We start from the raw sequence: 17596 nt of genomic DNA on the forward strand, positions 1-17596 counted from the left end.
GAACTTCGAGGAAGAAAGCGCGCTGTCGCGCTCAGCCCTGCTCGGATTTCTTCTTCTTGGCTTTCGGCGCCGGCTTGGTGCTCTTCCTCGCGGCCTTGGGCGCGATGTTGGTCGGCTTGCCGGCACGGACCTCGCCCGGCTCGGGTCCTGGCCGGAAGAACACCCGGCATTGCGGCGAGAGCTGCGACTTCTTCGCGATCATGCAGGCGGTGATGGCATCGACGTTCGGAACGAACTCGCCGCACAGCCGCATCGCGTCGGGCGAGCAGGCCTGCTGCTCTTCCTGGGTATAGGCGAAGCCGGCACGCGGCAGGGCCAGGACGGCCAGGGCAATCCCGAGGCCGGCAACGGCCAACGGTTTTGCAAAGGACTTCTTCGAGCGAAACGCCGGCATCGATCCCCCCACATGTCGAACAGGTGAGATAGTGGGTGAACGGCGGTTGATTGGCAACCGGAGGGGGATGCGAAAGGCGCAACGTGTGCGGTCTCGGCAACAGGCGGTGAAGGCCTGCAGTTCCCCAAGCCGAAGCGGCGTACAGCGTCCCGCTTCGGCAGGCCTCAAACAAAAACCGCGAAAACAACCCCATGCACAGTAGCCAAGCCACGGCAATCCCTCAGCATTTCCAGTATTAGGATTTCACGAATTCGAATTTGACTCGTCGGGCAAAACAGGGGCATCATGTCATCATCAAAAGGATGCGCGTGGGATGGATCGGCCAGTCTCCTGCGCTGATCAAAAGCGCACGGGAGTGGAGCGATCGCATGGATGGGAATGAGACGGAGCTGCCGCTGTCGGGCGTGACGGTGGTCTCGCTCGAGCAGGCGATTGCGGCGCCGCTTGCGAGCCGGCACCTGGCGGACTGGGGCGCGCGGATCATCAAGATCGAGCGGCCGGGCGACGGCGATTTCTGCCGGGACTACGATCACGTGATGAACGGCATGTCGAGCCAGTTCGTCTGGACCAATCGTTCGAAGGAAAGCCTCGCGATCGACATCAAGAGTCCCGATGGCCGCAAGGTGCTCGACGCCCTGCTGCCGCGGGCCGACGTCTTCATCCAAAATCTCGCGCCCGGCGCGGCGGAGCGGCTCGGCCTCGATGCCGCATCTCTCTTGCGGAAATTCCCGCGGATCATCGCCTGCGACGTTTCAGGCTATGGGGCCGGCGGCCCCTTCAGCAACAAGAAGGCCTACGATCTGCTGGTCCAGTGCGAGGCCGGCGTGCTCGCCGTCAACGGCACCGAGGCGGAGCCGGCAAAGGTCGGGCTTTCCGTGGTCGATATCGCCACCGGCATGTACATCCTCAATGGCGTGCTGATGGCGCTGTATCGCCGCGAGCGGACCGGCAAGGGCACCGCCTTCCAGGCCTCGTTATTCGATTCCATCACGGACTGGATGAGCTATCCCGCCTTCTACACGCACAGTACGGGCCGGCCGCTGCCGCGAACCGGCGCGAGGCACGCGACGATTGCGCCGTACGGCCCGTTCCGGGTCGGAGACGGCAACACCATCTTCTTCGGCATCCAGAACGATCGCGAATGGCGGTCGCTGTGCCGCATCGTCCTGGGCGATGCCGGCTTCGCCGACCATCCGAGCTTCCGCACCAATCCGCTGCGCATGCAGAACCGCGACGATCTGCAAGCGCATATCGAGCAGCGCTTTGCATCCATGACCAGCGAAGAGGTGCTGCGGCTGCTCGACGAAGCCTCGATCGCCAACGCCCATCTGAACTCGGTCGACGCCTTCCTGCAGCATGAGCAACTCCACGCGCGCTCGCGGGTGCAGACGGTCGGCTCCCCCAGCGGGCCGGTGATGAGCTTCCTGCCGGCGCTCACCATCCCCGGCCTGTCGCCGCGGATGGATCCGGTGCCTGATATCGGCGAGCACAACGATTCCATCCTCGGCGAACTCGGCCTCGCCAGAGAGACGTGACGATGGTCTCTCTGCGGCCGACGCGGGCGTATCTCGCCGTTCCCGCGCATCGCTCCCGCCTTGTCGCCAAGGCCGCCGCCTCGGCTGCCGATGCGGTGTTCATGGACCTCGAGGACGCGGTGCCGCCGTCCGAGAAGGGTGTTGCGCTGGAGGAAGCTGTCCGGTCGCTGTCATCGCTCGACTGGGGCAACAAACGCGTTGCGATCAGGCTCAACGCTGTCGACAGCCCGTTCATCGGAGAGGAAATCCGCGCGCTGGCGGCGCATCCCCGGCTGGATGCGGTGATCGTGCCGAAGGCGGAGCGCGCCAGCGACATCGTTGCCATTGCCGACCAGTTGCGCGGGGCTGCGCCGGATCGCCCCGCGCCGGTGGCGCTCGAATTGCTGATCGAGACGGCGCTGGGTCTCGTCAATGTCGACGCGCTCGCCGCGTGCCACGACAGCGTCGCCGCGCTTCATCTCGGCGTCGGCGACTTCGCGGCCTCGCTCGGGGCCCGCACCTCCGACATCGGAATTTCGCCGGACGGCTACCGGCATGTAGGATCGGCGCAAAGCGGCTACGCGTCCGCGCCGCTCGATCTGTTCGCCTACCCGATGATGCGCCTGTTGGTGGCGGCACGTGCCTTCGGCCTGCGCGCCATTGACGGCCCGTGCGGCGCCTTTCGCGATGCCAAGCTCACCGAGAGCAGCGCGCAAAAGGCTGCCGCCATGGGCTTTGACGGCAAGCAAATCATCCATCCCGACCAAATCGAACCGACGTTGCGTGCGTTCATGCCATCGGACGAGGAGCTGGCCCAGGCGCGGCGGATCGTCGAGGCCATGGAGAGCGCCGAGGCGCAAGGCCAGGGCGCGGTGACGCTGGATGGCAAGATGATCGACTATGCCAATGTGCGCATGGCACGCAGGATCATCGAGCTCGGGTCATAGGCGCATGGCCACCGCATTGATCGTCGTCGATCTCAAGAAGCAGGCATCAGCTTATGTTGCGCTCAGCGCGAGCGCGGACGGCCGAAGCTCACCTTCGATCATGGACGGCCTTTCCAAGCCCAATTCGACAGGTCCGTAGAGGGCGCTTCGGCGGCAAAGCTGGACATCGGCGCCGCGCTCGTTTGGCTTGACCATCTCTTTCGAGAAGCGGCCGCACGAAGAGATCGACAGGATAGCGCACCTGGCGCTCATGATGTCGTCAGATGAGCGCGCGGCCAAGCTGCTGGAGCTGGAAGCGGAGCTACTGGCTCGCGAGCGCGACGAGGAAGCGCTGATCGAACTCAGCGAAGAGCGAGGCGCAGCCTTTCGCAGGCTGGACGCGGACCGGCGCGCCGTACTCGGCATCGTCATAGCGCGCGTCAAGAAGCCGGAGCGGATCAGAGCGGCTTAGCGCGCGGCCCTCCCGGTTGCGGTGGTCTCGGGAGGGTATTGCTCGGAGCGCACCGACACGCTCCGCGCCAGCGAGCCACCGCTGCTTCGTCCGCATCGGCGGTGGCGGCTCGCCCTTCCTTGGCGCTTGCATCGAGTCCGCTCCGGCTTCGCAAGCAGGCGTGCCGGCACCGTCAATGCATGTCAGTCGCGGGCTATAAGCAGCCCTTGCTGCGCTATTGTCGAGAGCGGGGAATGGTCACCGACCTCCACCGCGTGGTAGGTTCCGCTGCTGATGGATTTCAGGAGGCATTGTCATGATAAGCAAGGCCGATGTTATCGTCATTGGTTCCGGCGGCCTCGGCGCTGCCACAGCATATTACCTAAGCAAGCAAAAAGGTCTCAGGGTCGCGCTTGTCGACAAGCATGACATTGGATCGCAGACCTCGCCGCGCGCTGCAGGCATGGTGAGCTGCGTTCGCAAAAGCGAATTGATGATTAGCCTCATCAAGGACGCTTGCCGCAAGATTGAAGCGTTCACGGAAGAAACCGGGCAGCCTCTCGATTGGGTGCATTCGGGCAGCCTGAAGATCGCGCGTCGGCCGCAAGACGCGGAGGTTCTCAAGACCGATTTTGAACGCGGGCGCCGTATGGGCCTTGATGTCGAGCTGATCTCTCCGGAGCAGGCAAGCGGCCTCAATCCATTTTTGAAGCCAACAGGCGTCGTAGCGGCGATGAGGATCGCTGACGACAGGTATTTCGACCCAGCGCAGGTTGCAGTCGGCTTCGCCAGAGCAGCAGCGGCTGTGGGTGCAACCGTGCTGCCGAAGACGGACGTGCTCACCGTAAACATCAGCGCTGGCAAGGTGACGGGCGTAACGACCGCGAAAGGCATCATTGAAGGCCTGGTCGTCGTCGATGCAGCCGGTGCATGGACGCGACAGGTAGCGGAGGCAAGCGGAATTCGTGTACCGTTGAAACCCACCCGGCAGCAACTGATCGTCACGGAACCTCTGGATGGCGCGCGCGCCGACCTGCCGATGGTTCGGATCATGGATGCCGCCGTGTATACGCGTCCCTACCAGGGCGGCTTCCTTTGGGGTGTCTACGAGGAAACGCCGCGTTTTTTCGATATGCAATCGCTCGGGGCCAATTTCGACATCAAGGACATGCCCCTCGACATTGAGGTGCTTTGTTCAGCCGCTATTGAAGTGAAGGATCAACTCCCGATCCTGCATACTGCCAAGGTGCGGGAATTTCGCGGTGGCATTCCGACCATGACCGCTGACGGCCATCATATCCTTGGCCCGGCTCCTGGAGCGGCGGGCTTCTATTTTGCAAGCGGATGCAATGTCGCCGGGCTTTCAATCTCGCCAGCCGTCGGAGAGGCACTTGCAACTTGGATTGTCGATGGCAGGCCTCCCATCGATCTATCGCCTATGTCTGTCATGCGCTTCAAAGACCAATTGTGGTCTGAAGCTCAATTGGAGGAGCAAGCCGCATGGCAATACAGGCACTTCTACGGCGCGGTCTGACTTCTCCTGGATCGTGAGAGAGGCGAGTAAAGAGAGTCATCGAACCACTTTTGGAATGACGGCTTCGGGTCCAAAGGCCGGCAGCATGCTGGTCGTGCGCACGTTCCGCTCAGCGCCTTTAATAGACCAAGCGAATAGACCGTGGGCGCAGGGGCTCGACTCTTTGAGATCATTGGTACAGTTGGGTGGGCTCGAACCACCGACCTCCTGTTCCACAGACAGGCGCTCTAACCAACTGAGCTACAACTGCATCCTGGCGAGCCGCGCCTTGGGACGCCCTCAGGTAAGGGCCGGTGCCGAGGGGGGCTGGACGGGGCGGAAACTAGGTGCAACCGGCGTTTTTGGCAAGGCCGCAAAACCCGATATTTGGCCCTCTCCGAGGCGAGATCGGCTGGGCGTCCCTCACCGCTCCCCAGCGGGGAGAGGTCGGATTGCTTTGGCGCGCAAGTGCGCGCCCTGAGCAATCCGGGTGAGGGGCCGCGTCCCGCAGTGAGACCTGATCCCCTCGCCCGGATCGCAACTTCGATGCGATCCGACCTCTCCCTTTGGGAGAGGTGGTCCGAATTCTTGGCGCAGGTCGATTAAACCCAGGCCGCATCACCCGCAGCGTCGTTTCCAAAGAAAAACCCGGGACTTTCGGCCCGGGTTTCTCAATCACTTCAAGTCCGGTCCGCCTCAGGCGGCGGGCTTGTAGAACTTCTCGGCGCTGGCCTTGATCGGCTCGGCGGTCTCGGCGGCGACGCGCTGGCTGAGCTCGATCAACTCCTTGGCCTGCGACTGCAAGGTCTCGAACTGCTTGCGGGTATGGCCGGTCCACAGCTCCAGCACTTCGGCCGGCGACTTGAGGCCGAACAGCTGCTGGGCAAAGTCCAGCTGGGCGCTGGTGTTGGCCTTCATGAACTCCACCAGCTTGGCGGTGTACTCGCTCGCGCCCTTGCTGGCGGAGGTGAACACGGCTTCCACGGTGCCGTTGTGGGTTTCGGCGGCGTCCTTGAACTTGGCGTAGTTCTCGCGGACCTGCGACACGCCCTTTTCGGCGAACGCACGCATCTGCTCGGGAACCTCGAACGGAATGATCGAGGCAGAAAACGGATCAGTCGCACCTGTCATGTTGTCCCTCACGCTAAATGAAAAAATGGAGTGAGCCTTCTGGCGCGCCCGCCGGCCCCAATTTGGGCCCTCGCATTCAGCGGGTACGAAGACTGGAAACGCGAAACAAATGAGATGGCTCGCCCAGCGCCTAGGACTATGGCAGCCCATCGTGTCAACATTGTGCATTGCACTGTGCCAGGAGGGTGCGTTGCGAGAATTTAATCCCGCAGGATGAAGTTCCCGATTGGGAAACCGGTGGTTGAGTAGCTGGGTGCGTTGTTGGTTAGCCAGAGAGATCCACTCTCTCGTTCCCTCGCCCTGGAGGGGCAGGAGGAGTCCCATTCGGGGACTTTTCCGGAGGGCATCGGCTTGGGTGCAGCATCAACAGTTGGCACCTTTTCCTGGGCTACCCCCCTCCCTAGCCCTCCCCACAAGGGGGGAGGGAACGGGACTTCGTCGTAGCAACGAGGAGTCTCTTCCGCCAACCGGGATGATGAGGGTCGTGCCGCGAATCCCTTGGATGCAACGGCGTTGCGGCTTGCGGGGTCGGCTGGATTAAGGTTATCGCGGCTTTGGGCCGTGTGCGAAGGGCCGCAGCCGTGGACCTGCCCGCGGGCGCAGGCGATACTAACCCCTTCTTAAGGCTGTCATTCGCGGCAGCCGCCTTAACGCGATGCTGACAAGCGAGACTTAAAGCCGGTCGGATGAAGAGTTCGGATTTCCAGTTGCGAGGCGTGGGCGATCCCCGGCTGGCCGTGCACGCGACCTCTCCGCTGCCCGCCTGGCTCTGGTCGATCGACGGCACGCGCGTGCTCTGGGCCAATCCGGTCGGCGCAAAACTGTTCGGCGCGGCCCATGCCACAGCCCTCGCGGACAGGACGTTCGGCCCGGCGGACAGCCACCGCCGCCAGGTCGCCCGGCTCGCCCGCAGCCTACCGCCGACCGGCACTGTGCGGCTCGAACGGCTGCGCGGCTTCGGCGCCCGGCTCGGCATGCTGATGACCTGCGCCTGCGCCCGCCTCCACTTCGCCGATGGCAGCCATGGCGTGCTTGTCGCCGCGATGGACCCGTCGCTGAGCAGCATGCCGCTGCTCGAGCGGCTGCTTCGTCTCGTCGACGGCGCCAAGGTGCCGATGGCCGCGTTCGCGCCTGACGGCCTGTTCGTCGGCGCCAGCGAGGCCGCCCGTTCTCTGCTCGGCTTTCGCGATCTCGGCGAAGCGGGCCTCGACCGGGCCCGCAGCGAAGCGCTGACCTGCGGCCGCGCCGCGACGCCGATCGGAATCGGCCAGATGGTGCTGCAACGGGTCGGCACGGGCGCCGATATCGGCCTTATCGCGCTGATCGAGCCCACCGCCGCGCAACAGGCGCCCGCAGCATGGGCGCCGGAGAATACGACGGAAGCCACAGCCGAAGCCCCGGTCGAAGCGGCGCAGCAGGACGCCGAGATGACGAACGAGCCGTCATCGCTGGATGCGGAGGCCGGGATCGCATTGTTCGACGCCTTCGCTGAGCCGATCGAAACATCCGACATAGCCGCGACGACGACGCCCGCGCCCGAACCGGCCGTGAGCGAAGCGGCCGTGGACGCCGTGCAAGAACCGGCGCCCGAGCAGACCGCGGAGGCCGCGGCCAAAACTCCGGTTGAAAACTGCGCCCAGGCCATTGTGTCGCCGCGGCCGGCGCCGATCACTATCGGCATGGTCGAGCCGCCGCCGGGCCACGAGAAGACGCCCGCACCGCGTCAGCATCCGCTGCGCTTCCTCTGGCAGATGGATGCCGAGGGACGCTTTGTGCTTCGCTCCGACGAATTCATCCGTCTCATCGGTCCGCACACCGCCGCCCGCTTCGGCCGCCGCTGGCGCGAGATCGCCGCGGAATTTGCGCTCGATCCCGACGGGCGCATCGCAGAGGCGCTCGAGAGCCACGACACCTGGGCCGGCATCACCGTGAACTGGCCCGCCGATGGCGGCGAGCATCTTCCGGTCGAGCTCGCGGGCCTGCCGATCTACGATCGGGAGCGCAACTTCGCCGGCTTCAAGGGCTTTGGCGTCTGCCGCGATCTCGATGGCCTCAACCGGCTCGAGGCGCTCCGCCGCTTCGAGCTGCTGGCCGAAGCGCCGGCGCAGCACGGCCTGTCCGCCGAAAGCGTCGAGCCGGAGGCCGAGGCAGCGACGCCGCCTCCGCCGATCGCGCCGCCTGCGCCCGAGCCTGAAGCCGAACTGCCGGACCCCACACCCGACGCGAATTCACATCCAACCGATCCGGAAACGCCAGTGGAAACGCCGCCTCCAAACGTCGTGCCGTTCCGCCCGCATGGCGATGCACGCTCGCCGACGCTGACGCCGGTCGAGAACAGCGCGTTCAACGAGCTCGCCCGGCAATTGTCCGAGCGGCTCGAGCGCGACCGCGAGACGATTGCCGCCGACACGTCTGAGCCGCCGGCCGCCGAATTCGCGCCCGAACCACCCGCGCCGGAGCCCGAGGCGCCGCAGGCTGCGGCCGAATGGCTGACCGAGCCGGCGCCGCCGGCACGCGGCGAGCCCGTGCGCGACCGCGCGCTGCTCGACCTATTGCCGACCGGCATCCTGATCTATCGCCTCGACCGCCTGCTCTACGCCAACCCCGCCTTCCTCGCGCGCATGGGCTACGCAAACCTGAGCGCGCTGGAGGATGCCGGCGGGCTGGACGCGCTCTATGTCGAGCCGGGCGTCTCCACGGCCAGCAGCACGTCGCAAGCAGGCACGCCGGTGACGATCAGCGCGGCCATCGCGAACGGCGAAGAGCCGCTTGCGACCACGGAAGCGCATCTGCACACGATCGACTGGGACGGCGAGAGCGCGCATGCGCTGATCTGCGCGCTGCCGCAGGCCGCGCCAATGGTCGCCGCGCCCGATATCGCCGAGACGATTGTCTCCGAATCCTTGCCCTTTGCGCCCGAGCTCGAGCCCGCGGCCGGCGATGCCGACGCCGAGGATCTCGCCGCGATCCTGGACACCACGGCCGAGGGCATCGTGATGTTCGATGCCGAGGGCAACATCCACGCCTGCAACCGCAGCGCCGAGGCGCTGTTCGGCTATGACGGCGAAGCCCTGCTCGAGCAGAATCTGGCGACGCTGTTCGCCCCTGAGAGCCAGCAGATCGTCGCCGACTATCTCGAAAGCCTGAAGAGCCAGAACATTGCGAGCCTGCTCGACCACGGCCGCGAGGTGCTGGGCCGCGAGAAGAAGGGCGGCGTCATTCCGCTCGCGATGATCATGGGCCGCACACGGCCGGACGGCCCGAACTTCTTCGCCGTGTTCCGCGATCTCTCCCAGAGCAAGAAGGGCGAGAGCGAGCTGACGCGGGCCCGCCGTCTCGCCGACGGCGCAGCGACGGCCAAAGCCGACATGCTGGCGCGGATCAGCCACGAGATCCGCACCCCGCTCAACGCCATCATCGGCTTCGCCGAGGTGATGATCTCCGAGCGTTTCGGCGCACTCGGCAACGAGCGCTACGGCGAATACATGAAGGACATCCGCGCCTCCGGCGAGCGCGTCATCGCGATCATCGACGATCTCTTGGAGCTGTCGCGGATCGAGACCGGCAAGCTCGACCTCAACTTCGCCAACCTCAATCTCAACGACCTCGTCGAGGCCTGCGTCGTGGTGATGCAGCCGCAGGCCAATCGCGAGCGCATCATCATCCGCACCTCGCTGGCGCATGCGCTGCCGCAGGTCACGGTGGATGCGCGCGCGATGCGGCAGATCACCGTAAACCTGATCTCGAACTCGATCCGGCTTGCGAGCGCCGGCGGCCAGGTCATCGTCTCGACCGCGCTGACCGATCGCGGCGAGATCGCGCTGCGCATCCGCGACACCGGCCATGGCCTCAGCGAACGCGAAGTCGCCGCCGCGATGGAGCCGTTCCGCACCCCGCCGCCAGGCGACGCCGCGGACAGCTCCGCGCTCAGCCTATCGCTGACCAAGGCGCTGGTCGAAGCCAACCGCGCCCAGTTCAACATCAAGAACGCGGGCAATTCCGGCACGCTGATCGAGGTGGTGTTCGCACCGGCGCTGGCGAAGGCGTGAGTGAGCATTTTGCGGAGGGTCGGTCCCAACGGACCGGCCCTCCTTCACGCCGCTCTCAACGCTTGGCCGGCGGGCCGCTCTTGTTGCCCGGCAAGCCCTTAATGTTCGAGGTATCCTGCTGCTGGACGGTCGGGTTTTGCGAGTTCGAGCCAACCGTTCCGGTGCGAGCGGGAGGACCGTTCTTGTTGCCGGGAGCCCCAGCGATACCCGTCCCCGAGTTCTGCGCGCTGGGGACGTTGGCGACACCGCTGCTGCTGTCCGTGCGCGTGTGATCTCCCGGCGCGGTCGCGGCCGAGCCCGGCTTGTCCTGCGCTCCAACGTAGCCCGAGGCGCCGGAATTCTGCGTCTTGAGGCCTTTGTCCGCTTCGCTCTGCACGTTCTGGTTAGGTGTTGCCTGCTGCGCGATTGCGGGCCCCGCCATCAGCGGGGCCGCGATAAGGATGGCTGCCATTGTCGTTCGCATGAGCGTTTCTCCTCCGCTTGCCCCTTCGCGCGTAAACGCCCGACACCGCGAAGATTTCCAAACCAGCCGGAATAAAGCCTTCGGTTGCAGGAACCAGGTCTGCCGTGCTGTCGCTCAAACGAAAGGGCACGGCGCTTGTCGCGCCGTGCCCTACACAATCCTTGCGGTGGTCTCAGTGATAGATCTCGAACAGGCCGGCGCCGCCCTGGCCGCCGCCGATGCACATCGTCACCACGCCCCACTTGGCCTTGCGGCGTGCGCCTTCCTGGAGCAGATGGCCGGTGAGCCGCGCGCCGGTCATGCCAAAGGGATGCCCGATCGCGATCGAGCCGCCGTTGACGTTGTACTTGGCGGGATCGATGCCGAGCTTGTCGCGGCAATACAGGCACTGGCTGGCGAAGGCCTCGTTGAGCTCCCATAGATCGATGTCGTCGATCTTGAGCCCGGTGCGCTTCAAGAGCTTCGGAATCGCGAACACGGGGCCGATGCCCATCTCGTCGGGCTCGCAGCCCGCGGTCGCCCAGGCGACGAAGCGCCCGAGCGGCTTGAGGCCGCGCTTCTCGGCGTCCCTGGCTTCCATCAGCACCACGGCGGCGGCGCCGTCGGAGAGCTGGCTGGCATTGCCGGCGGTGACGTATTTGCCGGGGCCCTTCACCGGCTCGAGCTTGGCAAGGCCCTCCATCGTGGTATCGGGCCGGTTGCACTCGTCGCGATCGACGACGTAATCGACGATCGACTCCGCCTTGGTCTGCTTGTCGACGACCTTCATCTTGGTCTTCATCGGGACGATCTCGTCCTTGAACTTGCCGGCCTGCTGCGCCGCGGCCATGCGGCGCTGCGATTCCAGCGAGAACTCGTCCTGGTATTCGCGGCTGAGCTTGTAGCGTTCGGCGACGATATCGGCGGTGTCGATCATCGCCATGAAGATGTCAGGGGCGACCTTGAGCAGTTCCGGATCGATCGATTCCTTCGGCGAGCCGCCGCCGGGAATCGAGATGCTCTCGACGCCGCCGGCGACGATGCAGTCGGCGCCGTCGGAGCGGATCGAGTTGGCAGCCATCGCGATGGTCTGAAGCCCCGAGGAGCAGAAGCGGTTCACAGAAACGCCGGCGGTGGACTTCGGCAGGCCTGCGAGCAGCGCGGCCTGACGGCCGATGTTCGGCGCGCCATGAGCGCAGTTGCCGAGATAACAGTCCTCGACATAGTCCTTGTCGACGCCGGCGCGCTTCACCGCGTGCTGGATGGCGTGGGCGGCGAGCGACATCGGCGGCGTGATGTTGAACCCGCCGCGGCCGGACTTGGCCAGGCCCGTGCGCGCATAGGAAACGATGACGGCTTCACGCATGTGTTTCTCCCTTGTCGAACGATTTTGAACGGAGCGTCCTTACCGCCATTGGTACACAAAGTTTGGCCGAGGCGGGAGAAATAAAAACGCCGCCTCCGGTGACGGAGGCGGCGTTGTTCCGCGGGTCGGAATATATCTGCGCCGGGACGAAGGATCAGACTCATCAGACTCAAATGGCTGGTGCGAGTCACCTCTCCCCAGCGGGGAGAGGTCGGATTGCCATGGCGCGCAATTGCGCGCCTGAGCCATCCGGGTGAGGGGCCGCAGCATTCGGTGAGAGCCTAACCCCTCACCCGGATCGCATCTTGCGATGCGATCCGACCTCTCCCTACGGGAGAGGTGAAGGATCAGAACGTCAGCGCCTTGGCCTGCTTTACCTGCGGCAGCGCCTGCACCTTGGCGAGCAAATCGGCCGGCACGGCGCCGTCGACCTCGACCAGGGCAATGGCATCGCTGCCGGGCGCGACGCGGCCGAGATGGAAGGTGGCGATGTTGATCTTGGCGTCGCCGAGCAGGCTCGCGAATTTGCCGATGAAGCCCGGCTTGTCCTCGTTGGTGACGTAGATCATCGACTTGCCGAACTCGGCATCGACGCGGATGCCCTTGATGTCGACGAGGCGCGGCTTGCCGTCGGCATAGACGGTGCCCGAAACCGACCGCTCCTGCCGCTCGGTGATGACGGTGACGGTGATCAGGCTCTCATAGTCGCTCTGCGCCGCGCGCACGATCTCGTCCACCACCATGCCGCGCTCCTTGGCGACGACCGGCGCGGACACCACGTTGACCTCGCCCAGCATCGGGCGCAGCAGACCCGACAGCACCGCGGAGGTGATCGCCTTGATCTTCATCTCGGCGACGTGGCCTTCATAGGTGATCTCGACCTTGAGGATGCCACTCTCGGTGAGCTGGCCCGCGAACGAGCCGAGCTTCTCGGCGAGCGCGATGAACGGCTTCAGCTTCGGCGCCTCTTCCGCGGTGATCGAGGGGAAGTTGACCGCGTTCGAGATCGCACCGGTGAGCAGATAGTCCGACATCTGCTCGGCGACCTGGAGCGCGACGTTCTCCTGCGCTTCCGTGGTGGAGGCGCCGAGATGCGGCGTGCAGATCACGTTAGGATGGCCGAACAGCACGTTCTTGGTTGCGGGCTCCTCGACGAAGACATCGAAGGCGGCGCCGGCGATGTGCTTGGAATTGAGCGCATCGACCACCGCCTGCTCGTCGACGAGGCCGCCGCGGGCGCAGTTGATCAGGCGCACGCCCTTCTTCATCTTGGCGATCGCGGCCGCGTCGATGATGTTCCTGGTCTTCTCGGTGAGGGGGGTGTGCAAGGTGATGAAGTCGGCGCGCTTGAGGAGATCGTCGAGCTCGACCTTCTCGACGCCGATGTCCTTGGCGCGCTCCGGCGACAGGAACGGATCGAAGGCGATCACCTTCATGCGCAGGCCGAGCGCGCGATCGGCCACGATCGAGCCGATATTGCCACAGCCGACGACGCCTAACACCTTGCCGGTGATCTCGACGCCCATGAAGCGGTTCTTCTCCCACTTGCCGGCCTGGGTCGAGGCGTCGGCCTGCGGGATCTCGCGAGCGAGCGCCAGCATCAGGGTGATGGCGTGCTCGGCGGTCGTGATCGAATTGCCGAACGGCGTGTTCATCACGATGATGCCCTTGGCCGTGGCGGCGGGAATCTCGACATTGTCGACGCCGATGCCGGCGCGGCCGATCACTTTCAGCCTCGTCGCCTTCTCGATGATCTTGGCGGTCGCCTTGGTCGCGGAGCGGATCGCAAGGCCGTCGTAATTGCCGATGATCTCGGCGAGCTTGTCCTTGTCCTTGCCGAGATTGGGCTGGAAGTCGACTTCGACGCCGCGGTCCTTGAAGATCTGCACGGCGGCGGGCGAGAGCGCGTCGGAAATGAGAACTTTGGGTTTGGTCATGGGTGTGATCCGTGGGTGCGGGCTGCATTTACGGAACGTCATCCGCGGGCTTGACCCGCGGAACCATCTCTCTTGATTGATGGATGGCCGGGTCAAGCCCGGCCATGACGAGTTGAGATAACGCGACGAGTGAAACCTGCTCACGCCGCCTTGGGCAGAGCGGCCTTGGTCTCGGCAAAGGCCCAGTCGATCCACTGCGTCAGCAGCTCGACGTCCCTAGCCTCGACGGTGGCGCCGCACCAGATGCGCAGGCCGGCCGGCGCATCGCGGTAATAGGCGAAGTCGTAGCCTGCGCCTTCCTTCTCGACCAGCGCGACCAGCTTCTTGGAGAACTCGGCCTGCGCATCCTCGGAGAGCGAGGTGATCGCGGGATCGGTGAACTTCATGCACACCGAAGTGTTGGAGCGGATCGAAGGATCCTTCGCCAGGAAGTCGATCCAGGGCGTCTTCGCCTTCCAGTCGGCGAGCACCTTGGTATTGGCGTCGGCACGCGCGATCAGCGCCTTGAGGCCGCCGATCGACTTGGCCCAGTTCAGCGCGTCGAGATAATCCTCGACGCAGAGCATCGAGGGCGTGTTGATGGTCTCGCCGACGAAAATACCTTCGTTGATCTTGCCGCCCTTGGTCATGCGAAAGATCTTCGGCAGCGGCCAGGCCGGCTTGTAGGTTTCGAGCCGCTCCACCGCACGCGGCGACAGGATCAGCATGCCGTGGGCGGCTTCGCCGCCGAGCGCCTTCTGCCAGGAGAAGGTGACGACGTCGAGTTTTGCGAAATCGAGCGGCTGCGCGAATGCGGCCGAGGTCGCGTCGCAGATCGTGAGTCCTTCGCGGGTCGCGCTGATCCAGTTCGCGTTCGGCACGCGCACGCCAGACGTGGTCCCATTCCAGGTGAAGACGACGTCGCTCTTGGGATCCACCTTGGAGAGATCGGGGATCTCACCATAGGCTGCGTTCAGCTTGGTGACGTCCTTGAGCTTCAATTCCTTGACGATATCGCTGACCCAGCCTTCGCCGAAGGATTCCCAGGCAAGCGTGGTGACGGGCCGCGCACCAAGCAGCGACCACAGCGCCATCTCGACCGCGCCGGTATCCGAGGCCGGCACGATGCCGATGCGGTAATCGGCGGGGACCTCGAGCACTTCGCGCGTCAGATCGATCGCGAGCTTGAGCTTGGCCTTGCCCACCTTCGCGCGATGCGAGCGGCCGAGGGCTGCGTCCTTGAGATTTTGGGCGTTCCATCCGGGGCGCTTGGCGCAGGGGCCGGAGGAGAAATGCGGCACGTTCGGCCGCGAAGCGGGCTTCGCTACAGTCATGATCTACCCTTCCAGATAGTAAGCCTCCCGTTGGGGGGAGGTGTCCCGCCGCGGCTGATACGGGAATCGGGCAGACCAGTCAAGGAAGTTCCGGCGTCTCACGGCGGAGTGAAGGCGCCTCCGGCGCGAGATCAGGCGAGTCGACGGCAGCGAGCGCATTCAGCAAGTCCGTGGCTTCGCTGATCAATTGCGCGGCTCTGCGGCGGCTGCCGACCTTCAAAATGCATTTGTCATTGGCCTGCACGACGTAGTCGTTGCCGACCTTGATCATCGAATAGCTTGTCATCGAAATCCCCGAACCGACCGAGCTCGGTGTCTGACGCTGCCGTAGCACCGTTCGTTCCTTCATCAATGTGAACGACGGACGGGTAGTTTACCGGCTCTTAACACGAACGAATGCGCGATCCGATTCCGCTGATCGCGCAACGCCTGCGTCACGCTGCGTCAAAAGCGGACAGTCATACCGACATGACTCGCCGTGAAGCCGAGCCGCTTGTAGAAGCGCTGCGCATCGACACGCGTCTGATGCGTCAGCAGTTCGACGAGATTGCAGCCGCGTGCTTTCGCTTCCGCAACCGCCCATTGCACCAACCGCTCGCCGATGCCGCGGCTGCGACAATCGGAAGCAACGCGGACGTCTTCGAGCAAACCGCGCACGCCGCCTTGCGAGCTGATGCCGGGCAGGATCGCGAGTTGCAGGCAGCCGACCACCCTGCCCTCGCTCTCGGCGACCACAAGCGTCAGATTCGGATCGCGCTCGACCCGCGCAAATGCCTCGTAATAGGCGGCGGGCAGCGGATCCTCCACGCGCTCGCGTGCGCGTCCGAGATGATCATCGGCGAGCATTGCAACGATCGCGGCGATGTCGTCGCGGCGCGCGCGGCGAATGGAGACGGCTTCGGCGTTCATGCGCGATGCTCCAGACTCAGCGCGCCGGCGCAAGGCCGAGAAAGGCCTCGGTCTGGTCGATCCAGCGGCGGATGGCCGCAAAGCGGCCGAGATCGAAGCCGCCCTCATGCGCAACGCGGGTATAGGCGAGCAGCGAGACATCCGCGAGCGAAACCGCCTCACCGGCGAGGAAGCGGCTGGCCGCAAGATGCTGCTCCATGCGCTCGAGCGCCGCATAACCGCGCTTGACCTTCTCAGGATCGAGCTCGGAGGCCTGCTTGCCGAGATAGACCAGGAGGAAGCGGCACACCGCGATATAGGGCTCGTGGCTGTACTGCTCCCAGAACAGCCATTCGTCCATCTTGGCAGCGATGAAGGCGTCGCGCGGAACGAGGGCGCTGTCGCGTGCGAGATAGCGGATGATGGCATTGGATTGCGCCAGCGTGCGGCCGTCGTCGAACGCGACGGTCGGCACTTGGCCGGCGCCGTTCATCTTCAGGAATTGCGGCGTGCGCGTCTCGCCCTTGCTCGTGTCGATCTCAACCCACTGATAGGGCAATGCGAGCTTGTCGCAGACCCACTTCACCTTCAGACAATTGCCGGAATTGCTATCGCCGTAGATCTGCATCGCCGCCGTCCCGCTTTTGGGCGACAGAGCATCAGGACGGAAGGAGGCTGTCAACCGCGGCGTGTCGCCGCGTCAGAACTTGTAGCCGAGGCCGGCGCGGACGGTGTTGATGCTGGTGTCGACCTGGGACGTGAAGCGAATGTATTCCCACTCGGCGCGCATGAAGAGACCGCCGACGAGGTTGACGTCTACACCGAGGCCGCCGCTGTAGCCGTAGATCAGATGATTGTGCTGCGCTTCGCTCGCGGAGACCGGCCCCAGCAGAACGCCGGCGGGCGTCACGTAATCCTGAGCACTCACCGTGCGAACGATATCCGCGTTGCCGAGCGCGAGCCCGCCGAACACGTAGGGCAGGAAGCAGCCCCACGCGTAACCGGCCCTGCCGCGAAACGTTGCCATGTCCTTGATCGCGATCGAGGCCGTCGAACTCGCAGTCACGCTGTGCACGTTGCCGTCGGACAGCTGGAGGCTACGTGCTTCGCTGGCGGTGGTCGATCCTCCGAACTTACCGTGCAGGTAACTGGCTTCCAGGCCGATCACGACATCGTCCCACTGCCCATTGTAGCCCGCGAAAGCACCGTATCCACTGCTGCGCTGAGAGGCCTTTCCGAGGCCGAGATTCCATTGCGAGACCTGCATCTCCTGTTCGATCAGGGTGTCCGCGAGCAGCGCGGCCATCATATTGCTGGTCGACCCGTTGAAATTTTCGTCGGACGAGCCATAGCCGCCCTGGCCTCCGACATAGAAGCCCTGCCAGTTGACGCCGGATCTCGTCAGGCCGTCGGTGAAGCTGCCGCGCAGGATCGGCAGGTCCGGCATGTCGGCCGCATTTGCGGCGGACACCGTCCCCAACATCGCCGCCGCCACCATCAGCCTACGCATCGCAACGCTCCATGGACTCGAACAGTTGCGATGATCATCCCCTGTTAACCTTAACCAATGGTTGCGTCCGCCACGTTCGTCGCTGCTGCGCCATGAAAAATCCGCAAAGCAAAACGGCGCGGGCTGACCCCGCGCCGTTAAGAGACTTTAACCGATGAGGCT

14 protein-coding genes, 1 tRNA gene and 1 pseudogene are annotated in these 17596 nt (G+C 64.7%); 5 read left to right on the forward strand and 11 right to left on the reverse strand.

Annotation, left to right across the window (positions count from 1 at the left end):
* Nucleotides 1–31 precede the first annotated feature (31 nt).
* Nucleotides 32–394 carry a hypothetical protein gene (locus IVA92_RS23605; RefSeq protein WP_247277488.1) on the reverse strand — a complete coding sequence of 121 codons (363 nt, stop codon included), beginning with the start codon at nt 392–394 and terminating at the stop codon, nt 32–34.
* Nucleotides 395–762: 368 nt separating this feature from the next.
* On the opposite strand from IVA92_RS23605, the gene IVA92_RS23610 reads away from it, so the two are divergent.
* The 4 genes from IVA92_RS23610 (at nt 763) to IVA92_RS23625 (ending at nt 4819) form a co-directional block, all read left to right on the forward strand.
* Entirely contained in the window at nt 763–1929 is a 1167-nt protein-coding gene (locus IVA92_RS23610) for a CaiB/BaiF CoA-transferase family protein (RefSeq protein ID WP_247277489.1), read from the forward strand.
* Nucleotides 1930–1931: 2 nt separating this feature from the next.
* Nucleotides 1932–2855: a CoA ester lyase gene (locus IVA92_RS23615; RefSeq protein ID WP_247277490.1), complete on the forward strand. Its 924-nt coding sequence runs from the start codon at nt 1932–1934 to the stop codon at nt 2853–2855.
* A 187-nt stretch (nt 2856–3042) separates the two neighbouring features.
* Nucleotides 3043–3306, forward strand: coding sequence for a hypothetical protein (locus tag IVA92_RS23620; RefSeq protein WP_247277491.1), 264 nt, complete (start codon nt 3043–3045; stop codon nt 3304–3306).
* A 295-nt stretch (nt 3307–3601) separates the two neighbouring features.
* The gene (locus IVA92_RS23625; RefSeq protein WP_247277492.1) at nt 3602–4819 is read left to right on the forward strand and encodes an FAD-binding oxidoreductase; all 1218 of its coding nucleotides are present in this window, start codon (nt 3602–3604) and stop codon (nt 4817–4819) included.
* A gap of 173 nt (nt 4820–4992) precedes the next feature.
* Here the strand turns inward: IVA92_RS23625 and IVA92_RS23630 are convergent.
* Both IVA92_RS23630 and IVA92_RS23635 read right to left on the reverse strand, forming a co-directional pair.
* Nucleotides 4993–5069: transfer RNA gene (locus IVA92_RS23630), tRNA-His, on the reverse strand.
* A gap of 425 nt (nt 5070–5494) precedes the next feature.
* Nucleotides 5495–5929 (reverse strand): phasin, encoded by a 435-nt coding sequence (locus IVA92_RS23635; RefSeq protein ID WP_247277493.1) that lies wholly within the window; start codon nt 5927–5929, stop codon nt 5495–5497.
* 686 nt (nt 5930–6615) lie between these two features.
* Here IVA92_RS23635 and IVA92_RS23640 point away from each other — a divergent pair.
* Complete coding sequence (locus IVA92_RS23640; protein ID WP_247277494.1) at nt 6616–9978, forward strand: PAS domain S-box protein; 3363 nt, start codon at nt 6616–6618, stop codon at nt 9976–9978.
* A 55-nt stretch (nt 9979–10033) separates the two neighbouring features.
* Here IVA92_RS23640 and IVA92_RS23645 read toward each other — a convergent pair.
* The 8 genes and pseudogenes from IVA92_RS23645 to IVA92_RS23680 form a co-directional block, all read right to left on the reverse strand.
* Nucleotides 10034–10216: pseudogene (locus IVA92_RS23645) on the reverse strand (hypothetical protein); the annotation flags it as partial.
* A gap of 397 nt (nt 10217–10613) precedes the next feature.
* Complete coding sequence (locus IVA92_RS23650) at nt 10614–11786, reverse strand: thiolase family protein (RefSeq protein WP_247277495.1); 1173 nt, start codon at nt 11784–11786, stop codon at nt 10614–10616.
* Nucleotides 11787–12133: 347 nt separating this feature from the next.
* Entirely contained in the window at nt 12134–13723 is a 1590-nt protein-coding gene (serA, locus tag IVA92_RS23655) for a phosphoglycerate dehydrogenase (RefSeq protein WP_247277496.1), read from the reverse strand.
* Between the two features lie 140 nt (nt 13724–13863).
* The gene (locus IVA92_RS23660) at nt 13864–15036 is read right to left on the reverse strand and encodes a phosphoserine transaminase (RefSeq protein ID WP_247277497.1); all 1173 of its coding nucleotides are present in this window, start codon (nt 15034–15036) and stop codon (nt 13864–13866) included.
* A 79-nt stretch (nt 15037–15115) separates the two neighbouring features.
* Nucleotides 15116–15322 carry a hypothetical protein gene (locus IVA92_RS23665; protein ID WP_247277498.1) on the reverse strand — a complete coding sequence of 69 codons (207 nt, stop codon included), beginning with the start codon at nt 15320–15322 and terminating at the stop codon, nt 15116–15118.
* Between the two features lie 158 nt (nt 15323–15480).
* Complete coding sequence (locus tag IVA92_RS23670) at nt 15481–15945, reverse strand: GNAT family N-acetyltransferase (RefSeq protein WP_247277499.1); 465 nt, start codon at nt 15943–15945, stop codon at nt 15481–15483.
* 16 nt (nt 15946–15961) lie between these two features.
* A complete protein-coding gene (locus IVA92_RS23675) occupies nt 15962–16552 on the reverse strand; it encodes a glutathione S-transferase family protein (protein ID WP_247277500.1) in 591 nt (196 codons plus the stop codon).
* A 72-nt stretch (nt 16553–16624) separates the two neighbouring features.
* Nucleotides 16625–17434 (reverse strand): outer membrane beta-barrel protein, encoded by an 810-nt coding sequence (locus tag IVA92_RS23680; RefSeq protein ID WP_247277501.1) that lies wholly within the window; start codon nt 17432–17434, stop codon nt 16625–16627.
* Between the last annotated feature and the right edge of the window lie 162 nt (nt 17435–17596).

It is taken from the genome of Bradyrhizobium sp. 154 (assembly GCF_023073875.1).
Taxonomy (GTDB): Bacteria; Pseudomonadota; Alphaproteobacteria; order Rhizobiales; family Xanthobacteraceae; genus Bradyrhizobium.